This is a genomic window from Streptomyces inhibens, assembly GCF_003389455.1.
Lineage (GTDB): Bacteria > Actinomycetota > Actinomycetes > Streptomycetales > Streptomycetaceae > Streptomyces > Streptomyces inhibens.
In genome coordinates, this window is record NZ_QUAC01000233.1 from 1 (window position 1) to 14,855 (window position 14,855).

Genomic DNA, 14,855 nt, shown 5'->3' on the forward strand with positions numbered 1-14,855 from the left:
CGGCGACGGCCGGCGAGTGCGAGCACGTCCTCAGCACCGATTCCCGGGCCCTTTGCCGCTACGCGACCGTCCCGTACTTCTACACCCTGGCCCCCAAGGACTGCGGTACCAGCTTCCACTTACGGTACTGCCCGGGTGGCATCCCGTACTCCCCGCTTGAACGCCTTGGCGATGGGGAACTCCGAGGTATGGCCCGCTCGTCCATCACGAGGCGAAGCGGGAAATCGGCTTCGCACGACAGGGCTCTTACGGCGCCAGGCTGGACTCCGTCACGGGTGCCGCGCCCTCCCAGACGGTCTGAAAGGCCAGCCGTAGGCAGCCTGCGAGCGCCGGGTGTTCGATGAAGAGCGTGGTGGTGGAGCCTGCTCCGGCTACCGGGTCGGGCATGTCGCACAGGACGAGGGAGGCGTCGGCGATCACGAGTTTCAGCGGTAGTTCGGGTGCGAAGCGGGCTTCCTCTCCCGCGGCGGCGAAGCGCCGTACATGCTCCACTGTGCCGGGGTTGTCCAGGGCGTCGTTGAGGTAGATCGCCCGGACGGTGCCGCCCGCCCGGTGGAGCCGGCGGACCACCTTGATGCCCTCCGCGTTCTCCGCGCCGCGCCCTCGTGCTCGACCCGGCAGGCGAAAGGCTCTGGGCCACCGAGGCCGCCGCGTCCACCGTCACCGACGTCGCCTGGATGCGCAACGGCCGCAGGCTCGCGGTCGCCGCGTACGGAGCCGTGCGCGCCCATGAGCGGCACACCGAGAAGCCCGTCGTCACCTACCCGTACGTCGGCTCGCACCTCGCGCTCGCGGTCGCGCCGACCGGCCGCTGGATCTGCAGCGGCAACCAGGACGCCTCCATCCACATCTCGCGTACGCGGGACGGCAGCGAGCTCACCATGTCCGGCTACCGGGAGAAGGTCTCCCGCCTCGCCTTCGACGACACCGGCTACTGGCTCGCCGCGGACGGCGCCTCGGATGTGACGGTGTGGGACTTCTCCGGCAAGGGCCCGGCCGGCACCGCGCCACGCTCACTGCGCTGCCATGAGACGGTCACCGCCCTCGCCTGGCGGCCCGGCGGCGCCGGCCACCTGGCGACCGGAGGCCACGACGGCACCGTCGCACTCTGGCAGGCCACCGCCGGCCGCCCCCAGGCCCGGCTGAGCCCCGCCCGTACGCTCGGCCATGCGTCCGCGGTGGCCGCCCTCACCTGGTCCGGCCCTGATCTGCTGCTCGCCGCCCACCGCGACGGCCGCGTACGCGCGCACCGGCTGCCCTCGCGGAACGCCCTGTGACCGGGCCGGAGAGCCGTACGCGGATCGGCGCGGTCCGGGACCGCCCCTGCACACTGGTGGTATGCCGCGGCTGCTGCTGCGGCAACCCGCGCAAGCACCCCGGCACCGACCACGAGTCGCAGCTCGCCCGACTCCGCACCGCCGCCGCGGAGTCGGGTGGGCGGCTCGCAGTCCGTACGAGTGAGTGCCTCGGCCCATGCGCTCGTGCCAACATCGTCGTCGTCCAGCCGTCCGGGGAGGGCCGCCGCCGCGGCGGCCGGGCGACCTGGATCGGCTGGGCGCTGGGCGACGACAGCACCGATGACATCCTCGCCTGGGCGTCGGCCGGCGGGCCCGGCGTGGCCGATCCGTCGTCCGCCCTGGTGCTGCAATTCGTTCCGTCCCCCGGTGAGGCACAGGCGCGTACCCGAGCCCGCGCTCGCGGACGCCGGGCACGCCGGTGACGTGACCCCTGGACGAGGGCCCGCTGCTGATGTCAGCGCACCCGGCGGTCCTCCAGCGGGGCTGCCATCAGCACGTCCTCAGCGGTCTGGGGCAGATGCGGGGTGTGGTTGACCAGGCGGGCCGAGTTGCCGACGACGGCGATGCTGCTGGTGTTGTGCAGCAGGGCGGCGAGGACCGGGTTGATGGAGCCGCCCGCGCCGGCGATCAGGCCGAGGAGGTTGACGCCGATGGCGAGGCCGTAGTTCTGGCGGACCACGCGCAGGGTGTGGCGGCTGAGCTCGACGACTGCGGGGACCTGTCGCAGGTCGTCGCCGGGCAGGGCGATGTCGGCGGTTTCCAGGGCCACGTGGGAGGAGTGTGCGCCCATGGAGATGCCGACGTCGGCGAGGGCCAGGGCGGGGGCGTCGTTGGTGCCGTCGCCGACCATCGCGACGGTGTGGCCCTCGGCCTGGAGGTCGCGGATCAGCTGCAGTTTTCCTTCGGGGAGGGCGTGGGCGTGTACCTCGGTGATGCCGAGGGTGTCGGCGACGGCCTGTGCGGTCTCGGGCGCGTCGCCGGTGAGCAGCACCACGCGGGAGGCCCCCAGCTCGATCAGCTGTTGGATGACGGCGCCGGCGCCCGAGCGCACGGCGTCGGAGACGCCGAGCAGGCCGATCAGGTCGTCGTCGTGGGCGATGCAGATGACGGTCTCGCCACCGCCCCGCAACTGTTCGGTCCAGCCTTGGGCTTCGTCGGTCAGCTCGACGCCGTGCCGGCGCAGCAGAGCGGGGCTGCCCACCAGCAGCCGGGTGCCGTCGAGTTCGGCGCGCATGCCCATGCCGAGGACGACCTCGCAGGCTTGGTGGATGGGCGCATGCAGATGCTGTTCCTCGGTGCGGGCGACGATGGCCTGGGCGAGGGGGTGGCGGGCGTGCAGCTCGCCGGAGGCGGCCAGGCTGAGGACTTCGTTGGCGGTGTAGCGGTCGCTGAGGGTGACCACGCTGGTGACCAGGGGCCGGCCGAAGGTCAGGGTGCCGGTCTTGTCGAAGACGACGGCGGTGACCCGGCCGATGCCCTCCAGGTGGGTACCGCCCTTGATGAGGGTGCCGCGGCGGGCACCGTTCCCGATGGCGGCGCTGATGGCGGTGGGCGTGGCGAGGCCGGCCGCGCAGGGGCAGGCGATCAGCAGCATCGTCATGGCGCGCCGGGCATCGCGGGTGACGACGTAGGTCAGCCCGGCCAGCGCGAACGACACCGGGACGAAGCGCCGGGTGAAGCGGGTGGCGACCGTTTGGATCGGTGCCCGGTCGGACTGTGCCTCTTCGACCCGGCTGATGATCCGTCCGACGGTGGTATCCCGTCCGACGGAGGTGGCACGGACGGTCAGCGAGCCGGAGGTGACGATGGTCCCGGCGTAGACCTCGGCGCCGGCGCGCGCGTAGACGGGCAGTGCCTCACCGGTGATCGCCGCCTGGTCGACGAGGGCTTCACCGCCGACGACCTCCCCGTCGACCGGGATCCGGTGGTGCTCGTAGACGGCCACGACATCGCCGGGCACGACCTCTTCGAGCGCCACTTCGACCTCAACGCCTTCCTCCCGTACGAGCCAGACCTGCTCCTCACCGATGGTCAGCAGCTCCTCGATGGCGCGCCTGGTCCGACGGAGCGTCAGGGTCTGCAGGAACTCACCGATGTTGAGGAGCCAGAGGACGGTGAGGGCGACGACGTTCTCGCGCAGGACGAGCGAGATGACGGTGGCCGCCGTGACGAGGGTGTCGGTCCCGGGGTGGCTGCGGCCGCGCAACGACCGCAGCGCGCCACGGAAGAAAGGCAGGCCGGTGAAGAGGGTGATCGCGCCCAGGAGGCCGGAGGAGCCGGCGGTGATCCGGGGGCGGCGCAGCAGACGGCGCAGCGCCACGACGGCGAGCACCGCACCGCCCACGACCAGCCGGGCCAGTTCCCCCGTGGAGGAGTCGGGTATGGAGCGGGTCGGTTTGGCGGGCGCGGACGCGGGCGGGGCCTCTTCGAGCGCGGACACCAGACTGTCGACGTCCAGGAGATCCGGAGCCATCCAGATCACCACGCTGCCGGTGCGCGGAAAGATCCGCAGCGCCCGGAAGCCTCTGATGCCGGTCAGCCGCTCATCGACCAGCCCGGCGCTGCCGGGGCGCGCCCGCACCCACGGGACGGTGAACCGGGCCCGGCCCGAGGCCACGGAGCGGACGACGACACCGGACATGGTCAGTGCTCATGCCCGTGGTCGTGTTCTTGGCCCTCGGTGGCCACCGCGGAGGGTGGCGGGACCTCTTCGCCCAGTGACGTACGGGCCTCGGCGAGGACATCACCGGCCTTGAGCCGGGCTTCCTCGGCGGCCGACGCCAGCCACCGGCCGGCCACGATCCCGCCGGCCAGACCTCCGACAACTGCCTTGCGGGCAGCGGGCTTTGCTTCGGGCAGACGCTTGGCGGCGCCTTTGACGATCAGGGCACCCACCACTCCGGAGACCGCATAGTGAGCGAGCCGTCCGGCTGCGGCGCCGGCGAGCGCGACGGGGTGCATAAGGACTCCTTCCGTCCGTACCGGCTCCTTCAAGTGTGCGTCCGGACGGTGCCCCGGGGCGAGCCGAGTGCGGGCCCCGGCGCACGGGTGGCCCGCCGAGCCGTCGCCAGCCGGCACCCGAGATAGATGAGGAACGCGAGGGTGGTGACGTACGGGCTGATGGGGATGGTGCTGCCGAGCGCGAGCAGAATGCCGCCCTCCATCGCGCACAGGGCGAACACGACGCTCAGTACCGGCAGCAGCAGCGGAGACGCGGTGACCCGCGCGGCGGCGGCCGCCGGGGTGACCAGGAGCGCGAGCACCAGCAACGCCCCGACGATCTGTACGCACAGGGCGACCGCGAGGCCGAGGACCAGCATGAACGCCAGGGACAGCGCGCGTACCGGGACGCCGCGTGCCTCGGCCACCTCCGGATCGACGCTGGCGAACGTCAGCGGCCTCCAGACGAGGGCGAGAGCGATGAGCACCACCACCGACGTACCGAGAAGCCAGGCCGTCTGCGGAGTACTGACGGCGATGATCTGGCCGGTCAGGATGCCGAACTTGTTGGCCGCCCGGCCCTTGTAAAGGGAGAGGAAGAGCACGCCGAGGCCGAGTCCGAACGGCATGATGATGCCGATCACCGAATTACGGTCGCGGGCGCGGACGCCCAGAACACCGATCGCTCCGGCCGCGATCAAGGAACCGGCGATGGACCCGGCGACGATGTTCACTCCGAGCAGCAGCGCCGCCGAGGCCCCGGCGAACGAAAGTTCACTGATGCCGTGCACCGCGAACGGCAGATCCCGCGTGATCACGAACACCCCCACCAGCCCGCCGACCAGGCCGAGCAGCACCCCGGCGAGCAGCGAATTCTGAACCAGTCCGAGCAGCTCCCCGTAGTTGTCGAAGTTGAAGATCTGATGCCAGATGCCGGTGTCTTCCCCACCGTCGGCGAACAGCGCGAATCCGTACCCGGGACCGATCACTGGCTTTCTCCCCCCTCCGCCCCGTCGTCGTGGGGGTGACCGGTGCCGGCATTGGGTTCCCCGACCACCACGATCCGGCCCCCGACCCGGACGACATCGACCTGGGTGCCGTACAGCTCCGACAGGGTCGAGGAGGTCATCACCTCGTCAGGGGACCCCATGCGGTGTCCGCCCTGGGCGAGGTACAGGACGCGGTCCACCAGGCCCAGAACGGGATTGATCTCATGCGTCACAAAGACCACGGCGGTACCGGCGGAGCGCCGCCGCTCCGCCACCAGCTCGGTGATGGTGCGCTGGTGCTGCAGGTCGAGGGAGAGCAAAGGCTCATCGCAGAGCAGGATCCGCGGGTCGGTGGCGAGCGCCTGCGCGATACGGACGCGCTGCTGCTCACCGCCGGAGAGCCGTCCGATCGGGGTGTCCGCGTACGCCGCCGCACCGACCGCGTCCAGGAGGTCATCCACCCGGTGGCGGATCGTCCGGCGCGCGAGCGGCAGGCCCCAGCAGTGTCCGTCCAGACCGAGGCGTACCAGGTCACGGGCGCGCAGCAGGGTATGCGTGGGCTGGAACGCCTGCTGGGGGATGTAGCCGATGTGCCGGCTGCCGCTTCCGGGAGGACGGCCAAGGACCGCCAGCGACCCTCCGGTGAGCTGCTGCCGCCCCAGGAGTACGCGCAGCAGACTCGTCTTGCCCGAGCCGTTCGGGCCCAGCACGGCGAGGAATTCCCCGGGCCGGACATCCAGTCGCAGGTCGCGCCACAGCACGCGGTCGCCGTACGCCAGAACCCCGTCCCGCAGACTGATCACCGGCGCGCCGGGGTCGGCGCTCCGGCTGGCTCCTCGGTCCGCCGGGGAGAGCGGGAAGACGACCTCCGCGCGTCCCATCACCTCTCCAATGCGCTCTTGATCGCACCGATGTTGGCGGTCATCCAGCTGAGGTAGTCCTCGCCTTGTGGAAGGGTCTCGGTCACCGGAACCACCGGGATCCCGCTGTCCTCGGCCGCTGCCTTGACCTTCTCCGTCGGGGGCCCGGACGTCTGCTTGTTGTAGATCAGCGCCTTGACCTGCTTGTGGGCGAACAGCGAGAGCGTCCGTTGCAGGCTCTGCGCGGAGACGTCGTCGCCCTCCTCGACGGCCTGACCGAAGTCCGCGGGCGTCTTGTTCCGCAGCCCCATCGCCTCGGTCATGTACAGCGGTACGGGCTCGGTGACCGCCACGGCAGCTCCCGCGTGCTCCGCCTTGACCTGCCGTTCCTTACGTTCCAGCGCCGTCAACCTGTCTTTGAACGCCTTGGCGTTGCGCCGGAAGACGTCGGCGTCGGCGGGGGAGGCCTTGGCCAGAGCATCCGCGACCCGGTCGGTCAGCTTTCCCATCGCGGGGAGGTCGTACCAGACGTGCTCGTTGAGCTCCCTGCCCGCCTTCGGTGCCTTCCCTGACACCTTCACGGCATCGATGACTGCAGGTGACGAGTTCTTGGCACTGTGCAGCATCCTGCCGACGAAGTCGTCATAACCGCCGCCGTTCTCGACCACGACCTTCGCCTTGGAGAGCTCCAGCCGGTTCTGCGTACTGGCCTCGTACGAGTGGGGATCCTGCGCCGGGTCGCTGATGATCGAGACGACCGTGACCTTGCCGCCCCCAACCTGCTGAACGATGTTCCCGTACACATTCGTGGAGGCGACCACGGGAATGACCGGAGAGGACGCACCGGCCCGGGAGTTGTCACGGGAATCGGTACCCGTGGAGCCGGTGCAGCCGCAGGTCAGGGCCAGCGCCACACCTGTGAGCAGAACCGGGCCACGCATCGAGGGCATAAGGATCGCGGCCTTCCAGGCAGCGGAGAACCGAAACGGTTATCGATTCATTATCGGCCGGTCCTCTCCTGTCATCCACCCGAGTCCTGTCGTCCATCCGAGCCGGTGGCAGGCCGACCGGCCTGGTCAGGGGCAGCAGCCGCGGGCTTCTGCGGTGGCGGCCGGCGCCGCGGCGACGGGAACAGGGCAGCATGTGCCGCCACGCCATGCGTCGCGTCCTTCCTTGACGGCCACCGCGGCGATGATCAGCGCGGCGATCGGGTCGGCCCAGCTCCAGCCGAGCAGGCTGTTGGCCAGCAGCCCCACGAGCAGGACCGCGGACAGGTAGGTGCAGAGCAGCGTCTGTTGCGAGTCCGCGACNGGACCGCGGACAGGTAGGTGCAGAGCAGCGTCTGTTGCGAGTCCGCGACGGCCGATGCCGAACCCAGTTCCCGTCCGGCTCTCCGCTGGGCGGAGGAAAGGAACGGCATCACGACCAGCGAGGTGGCGGCGAACGTGCCGGCCGTGAGGGCAACGGCGGCCTCGATGACGTTGCAGATGATGGTTGCCGTGACCAGCAGGCGTATGCGCCGCGCGAGCGCGTCATGGCGGGCCGGAGCCGGCCTCTGCGGTGTGGGCGCCATCAGCAGCAGCTGTTCTCGGCGGCGTCGGCGCAGGTGCGGTCCGCCTTGACGGCGACCACCGCGGGGTCGGCCAGGGCGCGGCCGAACCGTGCCAGATCAAGAGTTGGTAATGATTGTCATAATCTATTGGAGTGAAAATCATTTCCATCTAGGTTGGGGTGCGCCCGTCTGCCCGGCCGCGACCGCTACGCGTCCGGGCCCATCCGAAGGAGCCCTCTGCATGTCCGCCGCCCCCGTTCCCCGTACCGCCCGACGACAGCGGCTCGCGCGGATTGCCCTCGTAACCGCCGCGGTCACGGTGACCGCCGCCACCGCCGCAGCGTGTTCGACCTCGGCCGCCAGGACTGGTCACACCGACGTATCCGGTGGCGCATCCGGCTCCGGCAAGAAGATCCAGGTGGTGGCCGCGGAGAACTTCTGGGGCAGCATCGCCTCCCAACTCGGCGGCAGCCGCACCGAGGTGACCAGCATCATCACCAGCCCGGACACCGACCCGCACGACTACGAGCCGACCGCCGGCAACGCCCGGACCGTGTCCGGTGCGCGCTATGTGATCGTCAACGGCATCGGCTACGACGCCTGGGCCGACAAGCTGCTCGCCACCAATCCCGGAAGCGACCGAACCGAGCTGAAGGTCGGGGACCTGGTCGGCGTCAAGCCGGGCGGCAACCCGCACCGCTGGTACTCGCCGCAGGACGTCCATCAGGTGATCGAGAGGATCACCGCGGACTACAAGAAGATCGATCCGGCCGGCGCCGCGTACTTCGACCAGCGCAAGAAGGCGTTCGAGACCGAGACGCTCGCGCCGTACAACCGGCTGCTGTCCGGCATCAAGTCGAAGTACGCGGGCACGCCGATCGGTGCGTCGGAGTCCATCGTCACCCCGCTCGCCGAGGGTCTGGGCCTGAAGATGCGCACCCCCGAGACATTCCTGAACGCGATGAACGAGGGCTCCGACCCCACGGCGAAGGACAAGACCACCATCGACCGGCAGATCAAGAACAAGCAGATCAACGTCTACGTCTACAACACCCAGAACTCCACCCCGGACGTGCAGGCACAGGTCAAGGAGGCCAGGGCGCAGGGCATCCCGGTGGCCACCGTCACCGAGACCCTCACCCCCGCGGGCGCCTCCTTCCAGCAGTGGCAGACCGCCCAACTCCGGGGGATCGAGCGGGGCTTGGCCAAGGCGACCGGTAAGTAAGCGGGGAGCGAGCGACCATGCTGCATCCGATGGCGAAGGCCCGCACAGCGGCGGAAGGCACCGTGCCGCCGCCCCGGGCGCCCGCTTCCGAGCCGCCCGCAGCCCTCACGGTCGCGGACGACCCGGTGATCGCACTGCGCGGCGCGGCCGTGCGCGTGGCCGGCCGCGCCCTGTGGTCCGGCGTAGACCTTTGCATCGGAGCGGGGGAGTTCGTCGCGGTCCTCGGGCCCAACGGGGTCGGCAAGTCCACCATGATCAAGGTGCTGCTCGGCATGCTGCCCGCGGCCGACGGCGAGGTCCGCGTCCTCGGTGCCCGGCCCGGACAGGCCAACCACCGCATCGGCTACCTGCCGCAACGCCGCAGCTTCGATCCCTCGATGCGGATCCGCGGTGTCGACGTCGTACGGCTGGGGCTGGACGGCGACCGCTGGGGCATACCCCTGTGGCCGTTCGGTGCCCGGCGGAGGGCGGCCCGCCGACGCATCGAAGAAGTCATCGAACTGGTCGGGGCGTCGACGTACGCGTACCGGCCCATCGGCACCTGTTCCGGGGGCGAACAGCAGCGGCTGCTGATCGCCCAGGCTCTGGTCCGCCGGCCCGAACTGCTGCTGCTTGACGAGCCGTTGGACAGTCTCGATCTGCCCAACCAGAGTGCGGTCACGGCACTGATCAGCCGGATCTGCCACCAGGAGAACGTAGCGGTCGTCATGGTCGCGCACGACGTCAACCCGATCCTGCACCACCTCGACCGGGTGTTGTACCTCGCCGAAGGCGGAGCGGCGAGTGGCACGCCGGAAGAGGTCATCACCTCACCGACACTGACCAGGCTGTACGGGACGCCGGTCGAGGTGCTGCGTACGTCCGCCGGGCGGCTCGCCGTCATCGGCCAGCCGGAAGCGCCCGCGCTGCACACCGACCGGCACGCCGACAGGCATGCCGTCGGGCCAGCTGCTGGAGGTGACCATGCTGCTGGCTGAGACAGCCGCAGGACCGGCCTGGTCGTGGAACCTGATCACGGACGTCCAGGAGATGTGGTCGTTCCCCTTCATGGTCAACGCCTTCCGCGCCGGCACGATCGTCGCCGTCGTCTCCGCGGCCATGGGCTACTTCGTGGTGCTGCGGCGCCAGACCTTTGCAGCCCACACCCTCTCCACTGTCGCCTTCCCCGGCGCGGCCGGCGCCGTCCTGCTCGGAATCAGTGCGGTTTACGGGTACTTCACCGTCTGCGTGGCCGCCGCCGTGGTCATCGCGGCCGTCGGATGGCGTGGCGGGGGAGGGGGAGCGGATGAGGCCGCGCTCACCGGGACGGTCCAGGCGTTCCTGCCGGCCTGCGGATTTCTCTTCATCGCGCTGTACAAAGGGTTGTTGGGAGGTCCGCAGTCCCTTCTGTTCGGCACCTTCCTGGGCATCACCACCTCCCAGGTGACCGTGTTGCTCGGCGTGGGAGCAGCGGTGCTGGCGGCCCTGGCGCTGATCGGGCGGCCGCTGCTGTTCGCCTCCGTCGACCCACAGGTCGCCGCCGGGCGCGGGGTGCCGGTTCGCGCGCTGTCCGTCACCTTCCTCGTCCTGCTCGGCGCGGCGACGGCGGAGGCCAGCCAGATCACCGGAACCCTGCTGGTGTTTGCCCTGATGGTCATTCCCGCCGCGACCGCCCAGACCACGACCGGCCGCCCCGGCACAGGCCTCGCCCTCGCCGTATTCCTGGCTCTCGCGGCGACCTGGCTCGGGCTGACCACCGCCTACTACTGGCCTTACCCCTTGGGCTTCTTCGTGACCTCGTACGCCTTCGCCGGCTATCTGCTGGTCCGGTCCGGCCGCACGCTGCACACCTGGCTCAGCCGGACCCGCGCGCCCCTCCTGTACAAGGAGGCCACGGCATGACGGGACTACTGTCCGCGCTGGCACCGCTGGATCAGCCGTTCCTCCAACACGCCCTGCTCGCCGGCACCGCCATCGCGGCGGCCTCCGGCCTCGTTGGCCATTTCCTGGTCCTGCGGGCCCAGATCTTCACCGCTGACGCCCTCAGCCACGTCGCCTTCACCGGAGCGATGGGAGCCCTCGCCTTGGGCTACGACCTGCACATGGGCCTGTTCGGGTGCACTGTCGGCATCGCGCTGCTCTTCGGTGCACTGGGGCGCAAGGCGCGCCCCGACGACGTCGTCATCGGGAGCGTCTTCTCCTGGATCCTCGGCCTGGGCGCCTTCTTCATCACCCTCTACACCACGTCCCGGAGCACGACCAACGGCCACGCCGGCATCAGCGTCCTCTTCGGATCGATCTTCGGCCTCTCGGCAGGGAGAGCGTCCGCCGCGGCCCTGGTCGCCACCGCCATCTGCCTACTGATGCTGCTCATCGCTCGCCCGCTGCTGTTCGCGACGCTGGACGAGGCCGTGGCAGCGGCCCGGGGGGTGCCCGTCCGGACGCTGGGCTTCGGCTTTCTGGCGGTGACCGGGGTCTGCGCCGCCGAGGCAACCCAAGCGGTCGGCTCACTGCTGCTGCTCGGCCTGCTGGCGGCACCCGCCGGAGCCGCCGCCCGGCTGACCGACCGTCCGTACCGGGCACTTGCGCTCTCCGCGCTTCTGGCGGTCCTGGAGATGTGGGCCGGCCTCGCCGCCTCCTACGCGGTACCGACGATGCCACCCGGCTTCGCCATCATGGCTGCCGCCACTGCGGTCTATGCAGCGACCTTCCTCGTCCGGCGCCCCGCGGGCCGTGGGCGTCTTCGTTTGCGTACCGCTGCCACCGGGACATGAGGTGCTTACGGGCAGATGACGGCAAGCACCCGCCTCCAGACCACGGCGACGCAGGAGGTTCACCTCCTGGGACGCTTCACCCCGCAACGCGCGATTGTGCTGGAAGCCTTGATCGAGGCAGAAGAGGAGGACGGGTTCGTCAGCGCACAGTCCCTGCACGCCCGACTGCTGTCCGCCGACTTACCGGTCGGCCTGTCCACGGTCTACCGCACGCTCAGCGCCCTCGCCGAAGCAGGACGCGCCGACGTCGTACGGGACATGCACGGGGAGCGGCTCTTCCGCTACCGTCCCGGTTCCGATCACCGCCACTATCTGATCTGCACCGAATGCGGCGTCAGCCTGCCGCTCGACGCCGTGGCGGTGGAGAAATGGGCTGCCGGTATAGCCCGGACAAGCGGATTCACCGCCGTCCGGCACACCGTGGAACTCACCGGCATCTGCCCCGATTGCGGTCCCTCGGCGGGCGGTTCTCCTCAAGGCTGACGCGCCTCCCGGAGCACTACAGGGGCGGAACCCGGCCGGCCCTGCTCGGGCATCCGGGCCGGCCTCTGAGTGGCCCGTCCCATGACGCCCAGCCGAACGGCAAGCACTATCGCAGTCCCACTTCATGGCGTGGTGACCAGCCGAAGGGGGCTGTGACACAGCTTCGCCTCGGTCATGTGCGGGAGGCAACTACGATCTCGCCATGGCCAAGTTATTCACGCACCGACTGCGAGTGCGCTACAGCGAGTGTGACCAGCAAGGCGTGGTGTTCAACGGTCACTACCTCTTCTACTACGACGTCGCCCTGACCGAGCTGTGGCGAGAAGTCATCGAAGCCTACGCGTCCACGGTCGAGGGCGGAGCCGACCTGGTAGTGGCAGAAGCGCGGATTCTCTACCGTCTGGGGGCACGCTTCGATGAGCTGCTCGACATTGAGATGCCCATCACCCATCTCGGGACAACGAGCATGATCGTGCGCCCGGTGTTCAAGGTCGGTGAACGGCTCATCGCAGAAGGTGAAGTACGACACGTGTTCGTCGATCCCGCGACGCACAGCAAGAAGGAGATGCCCACCCCGGTCCGTGCCGCCCTCCGGCCCTACACCTCAGCAGGGTAAGAGGACCAGCACAGCGGCACGCGCTTCACAGCCCAATGGATCACCGGTGGGTTCTCCCACCGCGCACAGTGCACCGTCCGTCACGGAGCCGGGCCCTCACGAACCGCGTCTGTCAGGGACACAGGCTAAGAGGGCCCGGGACCATCAAGCCATCGGCACCCTGCACCGCTACCGACGCGGACACTCCGGCCTCTCACCCAACTCACAGCTGCCGCCTGAAGGTCCAGGGTCCGCAGCAGCCGTTCGGTTCCCCGTCCATCGACGCCGAACCGAACGTAAGCGGAGTGAGTGCCACACTCCATAACACCGTGACCTGGGAAAGAGGTTGTGACGCAGCTTCTGAACTACTTGGAGGCGTACGGAAGGAGCGCCATCTCCCGGGCGTTCTTGATCGCGCGGGCCAGCTGGCGCTGCTGCTGGGCGGTGACCCGGGTGACCCGGCGGCTGCGGATCTTGCCGCGGTCGGAGATGAACTTCCGCAGCAGATTGGTGTCCTTGTAGTCGATGTAGGTGATGCCCGCCGCGTCCAGCGGGTTGGGGCGGGGCTTGACGGGCTTGCGGGGATCGGGGCGGCGCGCCATGGGAATCCTTGTCTCGGTGGTTCGGTGGTTCGGTGGTTCGGTGGTTCGGTGGTTCGGTGGTTCGGTGGTTCGGTCGGTCGGGCGGGTGAGGAGCTGTGCTCGGTCGGGGTTCAGGAGACGGGGTCGAGGAGTGCGTCGAAGGAGGCCGGAAGGTGCTTCCAGGCCTCGCGTCCGCCGGCGAACTCGGCCTCGGTCAGCAGGCAGGAGTCGAGCAGCCGCTCCAGGCCTTCGCGGTCGAGGCCGGGTGCGGTGAAGACCAGGTGCTGGCAGCAATCGCCGTGTTCGGGGTGCCAGTCGAGGGCGGCGGCCGCTCGGCGCATCGCGGGGACCATGTCCCAGGCAGCGTCCGGCAGCGAAGCGAGCCACGGTCCGGCGTTCTCCACGCACAGGGCACCGCCCGCGGCATCCCAGGACAGCAGGGTGTCAGGACGGTCGGCGAGCCAGAAGCGGCCCCGGCTGCGGGCCGCCGCACATGCCAGGTCTTCGAGCGCCTGGTAGAGCCGTTCCGGATGAAAGGGGCGCAGGCGGTGCCACACGAGGGTGGCGACTCCTGACTCTTCCGCTTCCTGCGGCAGCAGTGCGCAGGCCGGGTGCTGGGCGGCGGCAGCCGCCTCGATGTCGAATCCGGCGAACGCGACCTCGGGGAGCTGTCGGGAATCCGCGGGCACGCGGCGTGCGGTCGGATGCAGCTGGGCGAGGAGTGCACGGTCCTGGTCGTCCGCCTCTTCTCCCTCGACGAGCACGAGCACGGGTGCGTACTCCAGCTGGCGCGCCCAGGTGTCCCCGATGGTCCGCTGATCGGTTGCGGCCGCCGCGAGGCCCGCCTCCGCCAGGTCGTCTCCATTGGAGAGATACGGCAGCACCAGCGCGGGGTCGATCGCGGTTACCACGTTCGAGAGAGTCAGCGTCTCGCCCCCGTGCGCCACAATGACCTCGGCCATCGCCTTGGGTTCGACGGAGTCCCAGAGTTCGACCACTGCCAGCCGGTGCAGACCGCTGTCGGCCAGTCGCTGAAGTTCGGGCACCAGGCCTTCGCGCAGCGCGCAGCACGCGCAGTCGTTGACGAGCGGTGCCTCACCGGAGGACAGCTCGCCCGAGGCGTCCCGCACCGTGCGACGAACGGTTCCTTCCGCCGCGGTGGACAGGTCGTGGTGCAGCGCGACACTGCCGCGCACGGTGTGCAGCAACCGCCGTACGACCTCCTCACGGGCATCGGAGTGCAGCCCGCCGACGATGACGACGGAGAGCCTGCCGTTCTCCTCCATCACTGTGCCCCGCGACGGGCGTATCGCCGCTCGAAGCGCTCGACCCGGCCGGCGGTGTCGAGGACACGCGCCGTACCCGTGTAGAAGGGGTGGCTCTGCGACGAGATCTCCACGTCGATGACGGGGTAGGTCTTGCCGTCCTCCCACTCGATCGTCTTGTCGCTCGTCGCGGTGGACCGGGTGAGGAAGGCGAAGTCGGCTGCCTTGTCGCGGAAGACGACCGGCTGGTAGGCGGGGTGGATCCCGGGCTTCATGGCGGTGTTCCTGTCTGTGGGATGGGGGAGTTCGGGTTG

17 protein-coding genes and 2 pseudogenes are annotated in these 14,855 nt (G+C 69.8%); 8 read left to right on the forward strand and 11 right to left on the reverse strand.

The window, feature by feature from the left end:
- Positions 1–246 precede the first annotated feature (246 nt).
- The gene (locus DY245_RS29170) at positions 247–570 is read right to left on the reverse strand and encodes a hypothetical protein (RefSeq protein WP_244943353.1); all 324 of its coding nucleotides are present in this window, start codon (positions 568–570) and stop codon (positions 247–249) included.
- Between the two features lie 35 nt (positions 571–605).
- On the opposite strand from DY245_RS29170, the gene DY245_RS29175 reads away from it, so the two are divergent.
- Together DY245_RS29175 and DY245_RS29180 are read left to right on the forward strand one after the other, a co-directional pair.
- Positions 606–1,277 (forward strand): WD40 repeat domain-containing protein, encoded by a 672-nt coding sequence (locus tag DY245_RS29175; RefSeq protein WP_244943331.1) that lies wholly within the window; start codon positions 606–608, stop codon positions 1,275–1,277.
- Entirely contained in the window at positions 1,274–1,720 is a 447-nt protein-coding gene (locus DY245_RS29180; protein WP_181923920.1) for a (2Fe-2S) ferredoxin domain-containing protein, read from the forward strand. Before DY245_RS29175 ends, DY245_RS29180 begins: the two co-directional genes overlap by 4 nt.
- Before the next feature lie 32 nt (positions 1,721–1,752).
- On the opposite strand, the gene DY245_RS29185 is transcribed toward DY245_RS29180, so the two are convergent.
- The 7 genes and pseudogenes from DY245_RS29185 to DY245_RS46880 all read right to left on the reverse strand — a co-directional run.
- The gene (locus tag DY245_RS29185; RefSeq protein ID WP_128510217.1) at positions 1,753–3,939 is read right to left on the reverse strand and encodes a heavy metal translocating P-type ATPase; all 2,187 of its coding nucleotides are present in this window, start codon (positions 3,937–3,939) and stop codon (positions 1,753–1,755) included.
- A 2-nt stretch (positions 3,940–3,941) separates the two neighbouring features.
- Positions 3,942–4,259, reverse strand: coding sequence for a DUF1490 family protein (locus DY245_RS29190; RefSeq protein ID WP_128510218.1), 318 nt, complete (start codon positions 4,257–4,259; stop codon positions 3,942–3,944).
- 29 nt (positions 4,260–4,288) lie between these two features.
- Positions 4,289–5,200, reverse strand: a complete 912-nt coding sequence (locus tag DY245_RS29195; RefSeq protein WP_128510278.1) for a metal ABC transporter permease — start codon at positions 5,198–5,200, stop codon at positions 4,289–4,291.
- Between the two features lie 23 nt (positions 5,201–5,223).
- The gene (locus DY245_RS29200; RefSeq protein WP_128510219.1) at positions 5,224–6,108 is read right to left on the reverse strand and encodes a metal ABC transporter ATP-binding protein; all 885 of its coding nucleotides are present in this window, start codon (positions 6,106–6,108) and stop codon (positions 5,224–5,226) included.
- Complete coding sequence (locus DY245_RS29205; RefSeq protein ID WP_181923921.1) at positions 6,108–7,037, reverse strand: metal ABC transporter solute-binding protein, Zn/Mn family; 930 nt, start codon at positions 7,035–7,037, stop codon at positions 6,108–6,110. Before DY245_RS29205 ends, DY245_RS29200 begins: the two co-directional genes overlap by 1 nt.
- 126 nt (positions 7,038–7,163) lie before the next feature.
- Positions 7,164–7,397: pseudogene (locus DY245_RS46875) on the reverse strand (cation transporter); the annotation flags it as partial.
- A 1-nt stretch (position 7,398) separates the two neighbouring features.
- Positions 7,399–7,660, reverse strand: a pseudogene (locus DY245_RS46880) (hypothetical protein); the annotation flags it as partial.
- A gap of 220 nt (positions 7,661–7,880) precedes the next feature.
- Between DY245_RS46880 and DY245_RS29215 the strand changes: the two are divergent.
- The 6 genes from DY245_RS29215 (at position 7,881) to DY245_RS29240 (ending at position 12,716) form a co-directional block, all read left to right on the forward strand.
- Positions 7,881–8,864: a metal ABC transporter solute-binding protein, Zn/Mn family gene (locus tag DY245_RS29215; RefSeq protein ID WP_128510221.1), complete on the forward strand. Its 984-nt coding sequence runs from the start codon at positions 7,881–7,883 to the stop codon at positions 8,862–8,864.
- A 17-nt stretch (positions 8,865–8,881) separates the two neighbouring features.
- Entirely contained in the window at positions 8,882–9,841 is a 960-nt protein-coding gene (locus DY245_RS29220) for a metal ABC transporter ATP-binding protein (protein ID WP_128510222.1), read from the forward strand.
- Positions 9,798–10,745, forward strand: a complete 948-nt coding sequence (locus DY245_RS29225) for a metal ABC transporter permease (RefSeq protein WP_244943332.1) — start codon at positions 9,798–9,800, stop codon at positions 10,743–10,745. Before DY245_RS29220 ends, DY245_RS29225 begins: the two co-directional genes overlap by 44 nt.
- Positions 10,742–11,617, forward strand: a complete 876-nt coding sequence (locus DY245_RS29230; RefSeq protein ID WP_128510223.1) for a metal ABC transporter permease — start codon at positions 10,742–10,744, stop codon at positions 11,615–11,617. Before DY245_RS29225 ends, DY245_RS29230 begins: the two co-directional genes overlap by 4 nt.
- Positions 11,618–11,632: 15 nt before the next feature.
- Entirely contained in the window at positions 11,633–12,100 is a 468-nt protein-coding gene (locus DY245_RS29235) for a Fur family transcriptional regulator (RefSeq protein ID WP_128510224.1), read from the forward strand.
- A 202-nt stretch (positions 12,101–12,302) separates the two neighbouring features.
- Positions 12,303–12,716 (forward strand): acyl-CoA thioesterase, encoded by a 414-nt coding sequence (locus DY245_RS29240; RefSeq protein WP_128510225.1) that lies wholly within the window; start codon positions 12,303–12,305, stop codon positions 12,714–12,716.
- Positions 12,717–13,060: 344 nt separating this feature from the next.
- On the opposite strand, the gene rpsR is transcribed toward DY245_RS29240, so the two are convergent.
- The 3 genes from rpsR to DY245_RS29255 form a co-directional block, all read right to left on the reverse strand.
- Positions 13,061–13,297 carry a 30S ribosomal protein S18 gene (gene rpsR, locus DY245_RS29245; protein WP_128510226.1) on the reverse strand — a complete coding sequence of 79 codons (237 nt, stop codon included), beginning with the start codon at positions 13,295–13,297 and terminating at the stop codon, positions 13,061–13,063.
- 110 nt (positions 13,298–13,407) lie between these two features.
- Positions 13,408–14,562 carry a CobW family GTP-binding protein gene (locus DY245_RS29250; RefSeq protein WP_128510227.1) on the reverse strand — a complete coding sequence of 385 codons (1,155 nt, stop codon included), beginning with the start codon at positions 14,560–14,562 and terminating at the stop codon, positions 13,408–13,410.
- Positions 14,562–14,816, reverse strand: coding sequence for a type B 50S ribosomal protein L31 (locus DY245_RS29255; protein ID WP_128510228.1), 255 nt, complete (start codon positions 14,814–14,816; stop codon positions 14,562–14,564). Before DY245_RS29255 ends, DY245_RS29250 begins: the two co-directional genes overlap by 1 nt.
- Positions 14,817–14,855 lie beyond the last annotated feature (39 nt).